Below are 14667 nucleotides of genomic sequence, written 5' to 3'. Positions count from 1 at the left end.
CGACAAAAAAAGTTTTCGGTGGGAGGGTGGAGACATGTTGGACGTGACCGTGATCGAGGACCCCGAGGCGGCGGCCGTCTCCCTGGACCCCGTACGGGCCCGGCTGCTGGCCGAGCTGGCGGCTGGGCCTGCCTCGGCCGCCATGCTGGCCGGGAAGGTCGGGCTGCCGCGGCAGAAGGTGAACTACCACCTGAAGACGCTGGAGCGGCACGGCCTGGTCGAGCTGGCCGGGGAGCGCCGCAAGGGCAATGTCACCGAGCGGCTGATGCGCGCGACCGCCGCGTCGTACGTCATCTCGCCGCTCGCCCTGGCCGCCGTGCAGCCGGACCCGGAGCGGTTCCGGGACCAGCTGTCGGCGCGCTGGCTGCTGGCGCTCGGTGCCCGGCTGGTGCGTGACGTCGGCGCGCTGATCACCGGTGCGACGAAGGCGCGCAAGCGGCTCGCCACGTACGCGCTGGACGGCGAGGTGCGCTTCGCCTCGGCCGCCGACCGGGCCGCGTTCGTCGAGGAGCTGACGGCCGGTGTCACCGGCCTGATCCAGAAGTACGACGCGTCGGACGCCGAGGGCGGCCGGGACCACCGGATCGTCGTGGCCGTCCACCCCACCCTCAAGCGGACCGAGTTGGAGTAGATCATGTCCAAGGAATTCGAGATCGTCCGGGAGTTCGAGGTCGACGCCACCCCGGCGGAGGTGTGGACCGCGGTCACGGCCGGGACCAGCGGGTACCTGTGGCCCATGGAGCCGCCGGAGCCCCGGGAGGGCGGCAAGGGGCCCTTCGGGTCCACGGTCACCGCCTGGGACCCGCCGCACCGCTACACCAACCGCGTCGAGGACGTCGAGGGCATTTCCGAGCAGACCGTCAACCAGCTCGACTACACCGTCGAGCCGCGCGACGACGGCAAGCGGGCCTGGGTGCGGTACGTGCACAGCGGGATCTTCGTCGACGACTGGGACAACCAGTACGACGGCGCCGCCAAGCACACCGACTTCTACCTGCACACCCTGCGCGAGTACCTGACCCACTTCGCGCCCCGCCAGGCCGCCTTCGCCACCTTCGACGGGCCGAAGGCGTCCAAGGCCGCCGACGCGCTGGAAGTCGTCGCCCGGGCGCTGGGGCTGGAGGAGGGCGTCACCGCCGGCGCCGAGGTGACGGTCCACGGGCCCGACACCTTCGACGCCGTCGTCGACTTCCGCAACCCCTACTTCATCGGGCTGCGCACGGACCGCGCGCTCACCCGGATCTTCGGGCGCAACCACTGGGGCTACCCGGTCGGCATCTCCCTGCACAACTTCGCGCAGGGCGCGGAGGCCGAGATCGCGCAGTGCGAGAGCGAGTGGCAGGGCTGGCTGAACGGCGTGTTCAACCAGCCCTGACCGAGCCGGAGTTACGGCTTGAAGCGCAGCACCTGCGGGTCGTGGTCGCTGATCTGGTCGTTGAACTCCGCGTTGATGTGCACGCTGTCGTACTCGAAGTCACAGCCGCGCCGGATCGACGGGCTCACCAGGATCTGGTCCAGGACCTGGCTGTTGCCCTGGTAGACGTAGGAGTAACGCTCGCCGCGCGGCAGCGACTTGACCGCCGACCACAGGGCGCCGTCGTCCTCCAGGATCTTGGTGGTCTCGGAGAACTCGAAGTCGTTGATGTCGCCCAGCGTGACGACGTCCGCGTTCTTCTGGGTGTCGAGGATGTCCTTGACGAAGGCGTTCACCACGGTCGCCTGCTGGTGCCGCTGGGTCTCCGAGCTGCGCGGGACCGGCTGGTACTGCGAGGTCAGACCCTGGTCGCCACCCTTGGAGTTGAAGTGGTTGGCGATCACGATGACCGTGCGGCCACGGAAGACGAACTCGCCCGCCAGCGGCTTGCGGCTGTTGGCGAACGCCGAGTTCGCCGGGTCGATACGGCCGGGCGAGACCGTCAGCGCGGCCTTGCCCCGCACCTCGGTGACCCCGACGGCCGTCGTGGCGTCGCCGCCCGCGCGGTCCGTGAAGGAGACCCGCTCCGGGTTGAACAGGAAGGCCTGGCGGATGTTGCCGCCCGGCTCGCCGCCGTCGGTGTTGTTCGCCGGGTCGATCGAGCGCCAGTCGTAGCGGGGACCGCCCGCCGCGACGATCGCGTCGATCAGCTTCTGCATCGTCTGGTCGGCGGCGACCGTGCCGTCGTTCTTCGCGCCGTTGTTGTCCTGGATCTCCTCCAGGGACACGATGTCGGGCGACTTCAGGTTGTTCACGATCGCGGAGGCGTGCTCCTCGAACGTGGCGTCGGCCGGGTCGAGGTTCTCGACGTTGTACGTGGCGACCGCCAGCTCGCCGTTCTTCTGCTTCTCGGTGGTCTCCCGCTCGAGCCCGGCGCTCTCCAGGGTGCCCAGCCGGCCGGCGACCAGGGTGTAGCCGCCGAACTGGTTGTAGTCCAGCGGGCCCGCGGTCGTACCGGCGAGGGTGTCACCGACGTTCGCCTTCGGGAAGTCCGCGACCGCTCCGAGGGACTGGATCTGCAGCCGGCCGGTGTTCTGCGACGCGTAGGAGCCGTACACCGTGCCGCCGCGGCGGTTGCGGTGCTCCCACGGCTTCACCGTGACCCACAGCTCGGTGTAGGGGTCGGTGGCGCCGACGACGCGGGTGTCGGAGACCTGGACGTTCATGCCCTCCAGGGACTCGTACAGGTCCAGGGCGTACTTCGACGGCTGCAGGGTCAGGCCGTTGACCGAGTTCCCCGCGGCGCTGTCGCCCGCCGGGACGTAGGCGCTCGGCACCGACTTGGCGTCGATGACGGTCGCGGCAGGGACGGCGTTGCCGCTGGAGAGGACGGTGGTCGTCGGCTTGGTGATCTCGGTCAGCGCCTGGTTCCCGGAGGAGGTGCCGCCCGGGACGTACTCGGAGACCGTGCCCGAGACCGTGACCAGGTCGCCGACGGCGACGCCCTTGGGCGTGGAGCTGGTGAAGACGAAGACGCCCTCACTGGTGGCCGCGTCGGCGTCCGGGTTCGGGTCCTGGATCCAGAAGCCGCGGGAGGAGCCGTAGGTGCGCACACCGGTGACGATGCCGGTCACGTCGGTGACCTGCTGGCCGGCGTACGGGGATATGCGGGTGCTGCCCTGGATGTCATGGATGCGCACCGAGTCGGCGTGCGCCGGGGTGGTCAGGGCGATGGTGGACGCCGCGGAACAGACAGCGGCGACGGTGAGCGCGGCGAGGCGCGTGGACGACTTGCTCGGCAACGGGATCCCTCCGGGGACATGCGTGGGTGCCGGGACGAGGGTGGTGCGGTGGTGCGGTGACGCTGAACGTGTGGGCGCGGTGGGGCGCTGCGGCACTCCGGGCGCCGCGACCGGTGGGGCCGCCGTGGCACACGGAACGCGCCGCGACCGATGGGGCTGGTGCGACGCGCGTAGAGATTCGGTGAACAGGTGTCCTATGAATTTCTACGCGCGTAATCTCCTGCCTGGTCAGGCCACTTGTCAAGGTTTCGGCCATGTACACAGGCCAACGGGTAGATGAACCGGGCGGCATGGGGCCAAAGCGGTCTAGGCTGAGCGGCTGAGTGGTACGACGCGCCCTAGGAGAACCAGCCCATGTCAGACAGCTCCTCCCTGCCGCCCGTGCGGCTGCATCCCGAAGCGGAGCTGGCGCGGGACGCGCTGTCCACGCCCCTGCTCTCCCGGGCCGCCCGGCTCGCCCGCTGGGCCGGACCCGACACCCGGGTCGACGCCGGCGGCGGGCTCGCGGAGGAACAGCTCCCCGCGGCCGCCGAACTCCTCGGCCTGACCGGGGACGAGGCCGCCGCCCACGCGAGCGAGGCCTGGCGGGTCGCCGTCGACGCGGGGCTCGTCGAGATCGCCGACGAGGAGGAGGGCACCGTCACCGCGGGCGAGGACCTGGCCGTGCTCACCGGTGGCGCCCCGCACGACGTGCTCGCGGTGTGGCTGTCGGCCCTGGAGACGGTGCTCGCGGACGCCTCCGTACCCGACCTCGACGACCTCGTCGACGCCATGGGCGAAGGCGGCGAGATCGATCTCTCCCAGCTCGACTGGGACCCCGAGGCCGAGGCGGACTTCCTCGACGGCGTGCTCGGGAACCTGTACCTGCTGACCGTCGGCGAGGACGGGCCCGGCGCGGCCCCGGTGCCGCTGCCCGCGCTCGCCGCCTCGGTGATCGTGCCCAGCGACATGGGGGAGCCCACCAACGACGTCCTGGAGCAGGTCTCCGACGCGATGATGCGTCTGGACGACCAGTTCCGGATGCTGGCGCCGGTCGGTCTCGTCGAGTACCAGCCGGTCGACGAGGCGCTGATGGCGGACGCCGACGAGGAACCCGCCGCGCCGGTCGACGAGACGGACGTGTCCCGGTACGGCATGGTGCGGCTGACCCCGCTCGGCCTGTACGGCCTGCGGGCGCGGCTGCTGGAGGCGGGGTTCGCGGCGCCCGCCGTCGGTGAGCTCGCGGACAAGGGGGCCGACGCGTTGCTGGACGGCACGGCCTCCTATCCGCCGGGTGCCGCGCAGGCCGAGACGGAACAGTGGCTGACGGCACGCCAGTCCCTGCCCGCGGCACGGGAGTTGCTGGCCGCCGCCCGGGGCTCCGATGCCGGGGGGCCGCTGCGCAGGCTGCGGTGTCAGCAGGCTCTGTCGCTGGTCGGGGCGGAGGCCGAACCCGCGCTGCGGGAGGTGCTCGACGACGCCGAGTTGGGCGGGCTCGCCCGGGTGTGGCTGACCGAGCGCGGGTTCTCGGACGTGCCCACGCCGTCCGAGGCGATGGTGTTCTGGCTGACCATCGACACGGTTGCCGCGCAGCTCGCGGCCGAGGGCAACTCCGACGAGCTCCAGGCCCTTGTGGAGGGGCTGGCTCAGCAGCACAGTGGGTTCTTCGCGGCCGCTTGGCGGGTCGAACATCCGGCCACCGCGGAGGTGTTGGAGGCGATGGGGCGGCTGCATCCGGACAAGCGGATCGCCAAGGAGGCGCGGAAGGCGGCCTTCAAGGCCCGGTCGCAGGGCTGAGGGGGTGGGGTGTGGGGTGCGTTGGCGGCTGCGGGTTGTTTGAGGCTGGTCGCGCCCACGCGGCGGAGCCGCAGATCGATACAGCCCCGCGACCCTTCAGGGAGTCGGAGTGCGGGCCTCCAGTTTCCTCGGGGGACTGACTCCCGCGGCCCGACGGGCCCTTGCCGAGCGGGGGGAGGTCCTCACCTTTCCCCGTGGCTCCCTTCTTGTCGCCGAGGGCGAACCAGGATCCGACGTCTTCGCCCTGCTCTCCTCCTACGTCAAGGTCATCGCCTCCCTCGCCGGCGGAGGGTGGACCCTCGTCGCCGTACGGATGTCCGGGGATCTGGTGGGGGAACTCGCCGGGATGAGCGGGGCGCCCCGCAGTGCCTCCGTCATCGCTTGCGGGAGTGAGCCCGTCACCGCGCTTCGGCTCGGGTGGGCGGACTTCGAACGGGTCAAGGCCGAGCACCCCGAGGTGCTGCTGCGGCTGCAGGAGTCCGTCAGCCGGAAGCTGGCCGCCGCGACCCGGCGACGGGTCGACTTCCACCGCCGTAGTCCCACGGTCCGGCTCGCCCGGGTCCTGGTGGAGATGGCCGACGACTTCGGGCAGTCGGTGCGCGGTCGTGAGGTAATCCTTCCGATGGACCTCAAGCACATGGAGTGGGGCGAGCTGATCGGGGTCTCGGAGAGCACCGCGTACCGGGCCCTGCGGGAGCTGCGTGATCTCGTGGACGCTCACCACCGGCGCCTGATCGTCACGGATCTGACGGGGCTTCGGGCGGTGGCCGAAGAGGAGTGAAGGCAGGGGTGTGAGGGGGGCGGGAAGCAGGTGGCGACCCTTCGTTCGGGTGTGATATTCACCTGCTGTCACCACCTCATGGGACTTCGTCCTCCGTCAGGAGAGGTCACACGCACTTGCAAGGCAACGCGTCCGGTTCCGGTGACGGATTCGGGTCAGATCCAGACGGCGACGATGTCTTCGATGCCGTATTCGTACGCGCCGATCTGGGCGACTACAGCAGCTTCGCCGGCCCAGAGATGGTCAAGGCGCAGGCGGCGCTCTACGGGGCGTACGTGGAGGCGCTCGCACAGATGCCCGATGTGCTGCGCGCGGAGTGGAAAGGCTTCCAGAAGGACGGAGACGGTTTCCTGGTCCTGTGGCCCAGCCGGCGGATGAGCCTCGTGGTCTCCAAGTTCGTCGCGGCCTTCCAGGACACCCTGGCCAAGCAGAACGTCGGCCGGGAACCCGCGATGCTGCTCCGGGTCCGCCTGGCGGTCGCCACCGCCCTCGCGGCGGACAGCGCGCTCGGCACCGCGGGGGAGGGGGCGGTCGAGACGAAGCGGCTGGTCGACAGCCGGCAGGCCAAGTGGATCCAGCGGGAGTTCGCCGAACAGCAGCTCGTCGTCATCGTCAGTCAGTACGTGTACGACCAGACCGTGGGCGGAGGCTGGGCGGCCGGTGTCGATCCGGCCGGCTTTCAGCCCGTCGAGGTGCTCGACAAGCACAAGAAGAAGCGGAACGCCTACATCACCGCCCCCGGCCGCACCGCGGAAGAGGTGCGCCGGGCGGTCAACTCCTCACTGTTCGCCAGGTTGCGGCGCCGGGTCGGCAGAACCGTTGCACCCCGGAGCCGCCGCATCCTGCGGGCCGTCAAGTGGACGCCGAGGCTGGTGCTGACCTCCCTGGTCGCCCCGGCCATGGCGGCCCTCACGGTGGCCGCGCTCGTCGGCACGCTGTCCTTCAGCCGGCCGCCCGGCGATTCCGGGACCGTCGACGCCTCGGTCTGGGCGGCGGAGACGGCGTCGCCCACTCCCGACCGTCCTGGCCCCGCGACCTCCCGCTCGGAGATCGGGCGGCCCGCACTGCCGGTGCCGTCCACGGCCGCCGAGGACGAGCGGGGGGTCGTCGGCAATGTGGGTCACGGCGGTGTCCTCGCCGCCGATGCCACGGGGGTGAGGCTGGTGGACGACCGGGACGGCGCCGGGCGGAACTGGCGGTGGAGCCCGGTGGGCGGCGGACGGCTGCGGCTGACCACGGGCGACGAGCAGGCGCTCACCCTCGACCCGGCCACCGGGCGCGTGTCGCTCGGCGCGTACGCGGACGTGGCCGCCCAGGAGTGGTGGGCCGTACCCGTGCCCGGCGGCGAGGGCTCCTTCCGGCTCCACAACGGGGCACGGCCGGACGACTGCCTCACGGCCGGCGTCGAGGGCGGTGCGCCGGTGCCGGCGGCCTGCCGGCCGGGGGACCGGATACAGGAGTGGACGGCACGGTGACCAGCCCCCAGGCCGCTCCCGAACGCGCGCCTCTGTCCACCCCCGCGCCCCGGAGCCTCCCCGTCACCTGACGGGCGACACCGCTTCACCATCCCGGGCGCCGCACCCTGGTGACACGGAAGCCGGGCAGGGGGCGTCGATGTCGGAGTACGGGGGTGGGCGGGCGATGGAGATCGCCGTGGCCGCGGGTCTGGGGGCGCTGTCGGCCTTCCAGGGCTACGTCCAGGAGGCCGACGCGAAGATCAACAGCATGCTGGTGGTGCACACCGGGGGTGTGGTCGCCGTGGTGACCACGCTCGGCAACGGCGACCGGCACCGGCAAGGGCCCCTGACGGACGCCGCCCTGGCCCTGTTCGCCGTCACCTTCGTGGTCTCCGGCTACCACCTCGCCCGGGCCATGCGGCCCCGGCTGCGCGTGCCGCTGCCGCTCAGCCCGTTCGGCTTCATGGGCCTGGACATCCCGCCGGCCGCCGACCCGCACGAGCTGTGCGCCCAACTCTGGGACATGGCACGCCTGCTGGGCGTCATCGCGCACGCCAAGAACCGCCATCTGCTGCGGGCCATGCCCTGGACGGGCGTGATGCTGTGCTGCGGGGTCGCGGTGGCGGTGCTGGGCATGTGAGGCAGCGGTCGTCGGCTGCGGTGCGGCTCCGGCCGGATGGCAGGAACCCGGTCCGGTGCGGCCGCCCGGAGTTCAACTGCCGTTCAGCTGGGGGCGGGACGGTGACGCCGAACCGAGGTCCGCCACCCTCCACGGCACACCCACCGTCACAGGAGACAGCATGTCGCTCACCCGCAGGGACTTCGCCAGAACATCCGCGATCACCGGAGCCGGTGTGGCACTGGCGGGCAGTGTCGGCGCCCTCGCCACCGCCCCGAACGCCCTCGCCTCCACCGAGCCTGTCACCGAGGGCGCGGACGAGGCGAGCCGGCACATCGGCATCGGGTACGGGCCCCTGCTCCCCGACCCGGACGGCATCCTCGCGCTGCCCGCCGGGTTCTCGTACCGCGTCATCACCCACACCGGCAGGACGACGCTGGAGTCGGGCGAGTCCACGCCCTCCAACCACGACGGCACCGCCGCCTTCGCGGGCCCGCGCGGCACCACCCTGCTGGTCAACAACCACGAGATCGGTGGCGCCTACGCCGACGCGGACCACCCCGTCCCGCTCGCCGAGGGCCTGGTCTACGACCCGGCCGCCGCGGGCGGCTGCACGGTCGTCGAGGTGCGCCCCGGCGGCAAGGTCGCCGAATGGGTGGGCATCGCCGGCACCTCCACCAACTGCGCCGGCGGCAGCACCCCTTGGGACACCTGGCTCACCTGCGAGGAGACCGAGGACAAGGCCGGCACCCGGGGCATGACCAAGGACCACGGCTACGTCTTCGAGGTCGACCCGATCGACCGGCGCGCCAACAAGAACCCCAAGCCGATCAAGGCACTCGGCCGCTACGCCCACGAGGCCGTCGTCATCGACCCCAAGCGCGGCCACGCCTATCTGACCGAGGACGCCTCCAACCCCAACGGCCTGCTGTTCCGCTGGACCCCGCCCGCGGGTTACGAGCACGGCCGCGGCAGGTTCCGCACCCTCGCCGACGACGCGGGCAAGCTCCAGGCCTTCAAGTGCTTCGACTCCGGCGGCCAGTTCGTGGACGACCTCTCCCGCGCCACCAAGATCGGCACGGTCTACGGCGTGGACTGGATCGACGTCCCGGACCGTGACGCGAGGACCACGTCCGTGCGCAAGCAGTTCACCGCCGGCCAGATCACCCGCTGCCGCAAGCTCGAGGGCATGTGGTGGGGCGACGGCGGCGCGTACATCGTCTCCTCCTACGCCCGGTCCGAGAGCCCCGGCCGGCCGCACGACGGCCAGGTCTGGTTCTACGACCCCAAGCGCCGCACCCTGACCCTGAAGGTCCTCCTCGGCGTGAACGCCGACCCGGGCGAGGACGGCGCCTTCGACGGCCCGGACAACATCACCGTCTCCCCGTACGGCGGCCTGATCATCGCCGAGGACGGCGAGGGCGTCCAGCACCTCTTCGGCGCCACCGACCGCGGCCGCACCTACCCGATCGCCCGCAACGAGCTGAACATCGGCACCGAGGAGGAGCCCGAGTACAGCGAGTTCACCGGCGTCACCTTCTCGCCCAAGGGCCGCACCCTGTACGCCAACATCCAGGACCCGGGCATCATGCTCGCCATCACGGGTCCGTGGAAGCGCCAGGGACGGTAATTCCCCGGAATTAAATGGCTCGCCCCACCGAAGCTGCCCCTCCTACAGTGAGATCACGACGTCACGCACCTCCCGGTGCGATGGCAGCGGCTACTTCTCTCTCAAAGAATCCATGCCGCCGCCGACTTGATCTCGGGAGGCGCAGCTCATGGTGGGTGCCCGGTGCGCAGGCAACGGTTACTTCATGGGATCGGAGGGTTGCGGGTTCGAGTCCCGTCATCGACTTCGGGTCGATGTAGCTCAATCGGGTAGAGCATCTGACTGTTCCGTCGCCGACTTCTGATCTCGGGCATCCACCATTCGCTGTGCCTTCCTCCGAAACAACAGACATGAATTCGGGGGGATTTCAGCATGTCCCGCTTCAACATCCGGACCGCGAAGGCTCAGCCGATTTCGCGAGTGACCTCGACCGGCCGCGTGCTGCGGACGTACGAGGGCGGCCGCGGCCGGGAGCGCGACGCGCGCTCCGAGCTCTTCCTGCTCGCTGTCTCCAACTTCGTCTCGCAGCAGACCTTCTACGAGTCCGGCGCCGACCGCGACGACCGGTTCCAGACCCTGGTCCGGGAGCTGGCCGTCACCGACCCGGAGTGGACGGCGGGCCTGCTCGGCTGGCTGCGCGGCGAGGGCAACCTCCGCACCGCCGCCGTCGTGGGCGCCGCCGAGTACGTGAAGGCACGCCTGGAGGCCGGCGCGACCGAGGGACCCTCGAACCGGCAGGTCGTCGACTCGGTGCTGCAGCGGCCCGACGAGCCCGGCGAGCTGCTCGCGTACTGGACGGCACGGTACGGCCGCAACGTCCCCAAGCCCGTGAAGCGGGGCATCGCCGACGCCGTACGACGTCTGTACAGCGGCAAGTCGCTGCTGAAGTACGACACCGCGTCCAGGGGTTACCGCTTCGGCGACATCCTCAACCTCGTGCACGCGGCGCCGGACCCGGCGAAGGCGTGGCAGGGCGAGCTGTTCCAGTACGCCCTCGACCGCCGGCACAACCCCGACACCGCGGTGCCGCCCGCGTCCAGCCGGACGCTGGTCGCGCACCGCGAGCTGATGGCGCTGCCCGTGGCGGACCGGCGCGCGGTCCTGACCTCGGACGGCGGCGCCGAGCGGCTCGCGGCGGCCGGGATGACGTGGGAGGCGCTGGCCGGCTGGCTCCAGGGCCCGATGGACAAGGCGGCCTGGGAGGCCGTCATCCCGTCGATGGGCCCGATGGCGCTGGTGCGGAACCTGCGCAACTTCGACGAGGCCGGTGTCTCGGACGAGGTGGCGGCCCGGGTCGCCGCCCGGATCAGCGACCCGGCGGAGGTCGTACGGTCGCGGCAGTTCCCCTTCCGCTACCTCGCCGCGTACCGGCACGCGCCGTCGCTGCGCTGGTCGTACCCGCTGGAGCAGGCGCTCGGCCACTCGCTGGCCCAGGTGCCCGCGCTGGCCGGGCGGACCCTGGTACTCGTCGACCGCTCGGGCTCGATGTTCTACTCGCGGCTCTCGGACCGCTCCGAGCTCAACCGGGCCGACGCGGCGGCGATCTTCGGCACGGCGCTCGCTCTGCGGGCGGCGGACGCGGATCTCGTCGAGTTCGGTACGTCGAGCAACCGGGTGAAGTACCGCAAGGGCGAGTCCGTGCTGAAGATCCTGGAGCGCTTCGGGGACCTGGGCGGCACCGACACCACGGACGCGGTGCGCCGGCACTACCGCAAGCACGACCGGGTGCTGATCGTCACGGACGAGCAGTACGCGCACAACCGCCACGGCGGCCCGACCGAGCAGGTACCGGCGCACATCCCGGTCTACACCTGGAACCTCGCCGGCTACCGCGCGGGCCACGGCCCGTCGGGCGAGGGGAACCGGCACACGTTCGGCGGCCTCTCGGACGCCGGCTTCCGGATGGTGCCGCTGCTCGAGGCCGCCCGGGACGCGGACTGGCCCTGGGCTGCCTGAGCCCCGAGCCGCATGAGCGTGGCCCGCACTTCACGGGGGTGCGGGCCACTTCGCTGTCTCCCAAGTGGCCCGCACTCTGTTCATCGGCAGAACTGACATCTAACATTTCAGTTCGTGGAGGCCATCCGACCGGTGGGCCGCACCCTGCTCAGGGACCGCGCCTACGCAGCCATCAGGGACGCCATCGTGACCGGCGAGATCGAGCCGGGCGCGGTGGTGCGGGACGCGGAGCTGGCCGAGCGCCTCGGGCTGTCCCGCGCGCCGGTCCGGGAGGCCTTCGCGCGGCTGGTGGACGAGGGGCTGCTGGAGAGCAAGCCGCAGAGCTACACCCGGGTGACCCCGGTCGTCGCCGCCGACGTACGGGACGCGGCGGCCGTCGTGGGGGCCATGCACGAGCTGGTGACGCGGGTCGCCGTGCCCCGGCTGACGGCCGCGGACGTGGAGGTCATGCGCGCCGCCAACGCCCGCTTCGCCACCGCCGTCACGGTGGGGGACGTGGACCTCGCCCTGCGGTCCGACGACGCGCTGCACGACGTGCTGGTGCGGGTGAGCGGCAATCGCGCGGCCGCCGCCACCGTCGCCCGCTACACCCCGCTCATCCGCCGTCTGGAACGGCAGCGCTTCGGTGAGGGCGGGAGCTGCCGCTCGGCGGGACTGCACGAGCGGCTGATCGAGGCGTGTGCCGCCGGCGACGTGGACCGGGCGGTCCGGGTCACGGCGGAGATCTGGCGGGGGCTGGAGGAGCTGGCCGCCGACTGAGTCGATCAGGGAGGACCCTATGTCCCTTGCTTCCTACGAGCGCTACCCCCTGCTCTTCGGACCCTCACCGGTGCACCCGCTGGAGCGCCTCACCGCCCACCTCGGCGGTGCCTCGCTGTGGGCCAAGCGGGAGGACTGCAACTCCGGGATCGCGTACGGCGGGAACAAGACGCGGAAGCTGGAGTACCTGGTCGCCGACGCGCTGGCCAAGGGCTGCGACACCCTCGTCTCGATCGGCGGAGTGCAGTCCAACCACACCCGCCAGGTCGCCGCGGTGGCGGCCCGCGCCGGGCTCAAGTGCGTCCTGGTGCAGGAGAGTTGGGTGGACTGGCCGGACTCGGTCTACGACAAGGTCGGCAACATCCTGCTCAGCCGGCTGGCCGGAGCCGAGGTGCGCCTGGTGCGGGCCGGATTCGGGATCGGCTTCAAGGAGAGCTGGGAGCTGGCGCTGAAGGAGGTCGAGGAGACGGGCGGCAGGCCGTACGCCATTCCCGCCGGCGCCTCCGACCATCCGCTCGGCGGTCTCGGCTTCGCGGGCTGGGCCTACGAAGTCGCCGAGCAGGAGCGCGAGTTGGGGGTTTTCTTCGACACCGTGGTGGTGTGCTCGGTCACCGGGTCGACCCAGGCCGGCATGATCGCCGGGTTCCGCGCGCTGGAGGAGGCCGGTGGACGGACCCGGCGCGTCATCGGCGTGGACGCCTCGGCCGCGCCCGCCCGGACCCGGGAGCAGATCGCGCGGATCGCCCAGGGCACCGGCCGCCTGATCGGCGTACGCGAGGAACCGGCCCTGGCGGACGTCGAACTGGACGAGCGGTATCACGCGGGCACGTACGGCATCCCCGACGAGACGACCCTGGCGGCGATGCGGCTCGCGGCACGGACCGAGGGGATGGTCACGGATCCGGTGTACGAGGGGAAGTCGATGGCCGGGCTGATCGACATGGTCGAGCGCGGCGAGATCGGGCGCGACGCGACGGTGCTGTACGCCCACTTGGGAGGGCAGCCGGCCCTGAACGCGTACAGCGCGCTGTTCTGACACAGGCGCCGGGCGCCCCGGTGCCGGGCGCCCCCGCTGCCGAGGGGCGCCCGGAAGGTCGCTAGAGCGCCTGGGCCGCGGGCTTGACCATGCCGCGGACCGTGCGGGACTTCACGAAGTCGCCCATGGCCGTCATCTCCCACTCGCCGGAGAACTGGCGGATGAGCTTGGCCATCATGACGCCGGTCTGGGGTTCGGCGGAGGTGAGGTCGAAGCGGACCAGCTCCTCGCCGGTCGTGCCGTCCATGAGGCGGCAGTAGGCCTTGGCGACCTCGGTGAACTTCTGGCCGGAGAAGGAGTTCACGGTGAAGACCAGGCCGGTGACGTCCTGCGGGAGGCGGCCCAGGTCCACGGTGATGACCTCGTCGTCGCCGCCGCCCTCGCCGGTGAGGTTGTCGCCGGAGTGCCGGATCGCGCCGTTCACGATCTGCAGCTTGCCGAAGTAGCAGCTGTCGATGTGGTTGCGCTGCGGGCCGTAGGCGATGACCGACGCGTCCAGGTCGATGTCCTTGCCGCGGTACGCCGGCTCCCAGCCGAGACCCATCTTGACCGAGGAGAGCAGCGGGCGGCCGCCCTTGATGAGGGAGACCGTCTGGTTCTTCTGGAGGCTGACCCGGCCCTTGTCGAGGTTGATCTTTCCGGCGCCCGGGGCGGGAGCGGGGGGCGCGGCCGGGGGCGGCGGGGTCGCCATCTGCGGGGCGGGCTGGGCGGGCGGGGCGACCGGGGGCTGCATGGTGGGCTGGGGCGGGGCGACGGGGGCGCTCGCCGGGGCCGGGGCCGGCTCCTCGACCGTCACGCCGAAGTCGGTGGCGATGCCGGCGAGGCCGTTGGCGTAGCCCTGGCCGACCGCTCGGGCCTTCCAGGCGCCGTTGCGGAGGTAGATCTCGACGATGACCAGGGCGGTCTCGGTGCCGAGCTGGGGCGGGGTGAAGGTGGCCAGGACGCTGTTGTCGTCGGCGTTGCGAATGGTCGCCGTGGGTTCGATGCCCTGGAAGGTCTGGCCGGGGGCGTCCGGGCTGGCGGTGACGACGATCTTCTCGATGCCGGGGGGCACGGTGGTGGTGTCGACCATGATCGCGTCGGGGGCGGAGCCGCCGCCCGAGCGGTAGGTGACACCCGGGCCGTTCGGCTGGTTGTAGAAGATGAAGTCGTCGTCCGAGCGCACCTTGCCGTCGGCGGTGAGCAGCAGGCCCGATACGTCGAGCCGCACCGGGGCGGCGACGTCCACCGTCACGCGCGCGGTGGAGAGAGGGATGTTCGAGCCGGGGGTCATAGCTGTCATGCCCCATTGAACGAGCGGGGCCGCTTTACCGTTCCCTTACCAGGGGACCGATCGGGGGATGGGGGGTCCGGGGCGCCGCCCCCGCCCCCCCCTGGCGGCTGCCGCCCCCCAGTGCCGGGAGTTCCCCCACGGCGAGATAGGAAGAGGGGGGGGGGGGGGAAGAGTGTTTTTTTTGG

Annotated in this window: 12 protein-coding genes; 10 read left to right on the top strand and 2 right to left on the bottom strand. The window is 71.5% G+C overall.

What is annotated here, in order from left to right; all coding sequences use genetic code 11:
- Positions 1-34: 34 nt before the first annotated feature.
- Complete coding sequence (locus tag AC068Z_RS29480; RefSeq protein WP_478562135.1) at positions 35-631, top strand: ArsR/SmtB family transcription factor; 597 nt, start codon at positions 35-37, stop codon at positions 629-631.
- A gap of 3 nt (positions 632-634) precedes the next feature.
- Positions 635-1375 (top strand): SRPBCC family protein, encoded by a 741-nt coding sequence (locus AC068Z_RS29475; protein ID WP_478562132.1) that lies wholly within the window; start codon positions 635-637, stop codon positions 1373-1375.
- Between the two features lie 11 nt (positions 1376-1386).
- Here the strand turns inward: AC068Z_RS29475 and AC068Z_RS29470 are convergent, their stop codons facing one another.
- Entirely contained in the window at positions 1387-3216 is a 1830-nt protein-coding gene (locus AC068Z_RS29470; RefSeq protein ID WP_478562129.1) for an endonuclease/exonuclease/phosphatase family protein, read from the bottom strand.
- Positions 3217-3570: 354 nt separating this feature from the next.
- On the opposite strand from AC068Z_RS29470, the gene AC068Z_RS29465 reads away from it, so the two are divergent.
- From AC068Z_RS29465 to AC068Z_RS29430, 8 genes are all read left to right on the top strand, one after another.
- Positions 3571-4992 carry a hypothetical protein gene (locus tag AC068Z_RS29465; protein ID WP_478562126.1) on the top strand — a complete coding sequence of 474 codons (1422 nt, stop codon included), beginning with the start codon at positions 3571-3573 and terminating at the stop codon, positions 4990-4992.
- A 109-nt stretch (positions 4993-5101) separates the two neighbouring features.
- On the top strand, positions 5102-5773 hold the full coding sequence (locus tag AC068Z_RS29460; RefSeq protein WP_478562123.1) for a Crp/Fnr family transcriptional regulator: 672 nt from the start codon (positions 5102-5104) through the stop codon (positions 5771-5773).
- Between the two features lie 116 nt (positions 5774-5889).
- Entirely contained in the window at positions 5890-7248 is a 1359-nt protein-coding gene (locus AC068Z_RS29455; RefSeq protein ID WP_478562120.1) for a serine/threonine-protein kinase, read from the top strand.
- 139 nt (positions 7249-7387) lie between these two features.
- Positions 7388-7870 carry a Pycsar system effector family protein gene (locus AC068Z_RS29450; RefSeq protein ID WP_478562117.1) on the top strand — a complete coding sequence of 161 codons (483 nt, stop codon included), beginning with the start codon at positions 7388-7390 and terminating at the stop codon, positions 7868-7870.
- Positions 7871-8030: 160 nt separating this feature from the next.
- Positions 8031-9479 carry an alkaline phosphatase PhoX gene (locus AC068Z_RS29445; RefSeq protein ID WP_478562114.1) on the top strand — a complete coding sequence of 483 codons (1449 nt, stop codon included), beginning with the start codon at positions 8031-8033 and terminating at the stop codon, positions 9477-9479.
- 351 nt (positions 9480-9830) lie between these two features.
- Positions 9831-11414 carry a TROVE domain-containing protein gene (locus AC068Z_RS29440; RefSeq protein ID WP_478562111.1) on the top strand — a complete coding sequence of 528 codons (1584 nt, stop codon included), beginning with the start codon at positions 9831-9833 and terminating at the stop codon, positions 11412-11414.
- A gap of 114 nt (positions 11415-11528) precedes the next feature.
- Positions 11529-12173 (top strand): GntR family transcriptional regulator, encoded by a 645-nt coding sequence (locus tag AC068Z_RS29435; protein ID WP_478562108.1) that lies wholly within the window; start codon positions 11529-11531, stop codon positions 12171-12173.
- A 19-nt stretch (positions 12174-12192) separates the two neighbouring features.
- A complete protein-coding gene (locus tag AC068Z_RS29430) occupies positions 12193-13209 on the top strand; it encodes a 1-aminocyclopropane-1-carboxylate deaminase (RefSeq protein WP_478562105.1) in 1017 nt (338 codons plus the stop codon).
- A gap of 61 nt (positions 13210-13270) precedes the next feature.
- On the opposite strand, the gene AC068Z_RS29425 is transcribed toward AC068Z_RS29430, so the two are convergent.
- Positions 13271-14482: a TerD family protein gene (locus AC068Z_RS29425; RefSeq protein WP_478562975.1), complete on the bottom strand. Its 1212-nt coding sequence runs from the start codon at positions 14480-14482 to the stop codon at positions 13271-13273.
- Between the last annotated feature and the right edge of the window lie 185 nt (positions 14483-14667).

It is taken from the genome of Streptomyces sp. NPDC043726, from assembly GCF_056436565.1.
The sequence above is the reverse complement of the archived record's forward strand: the minus strand, read 5'-3'. Positions and strand labels throughout refer to the sequence as shown.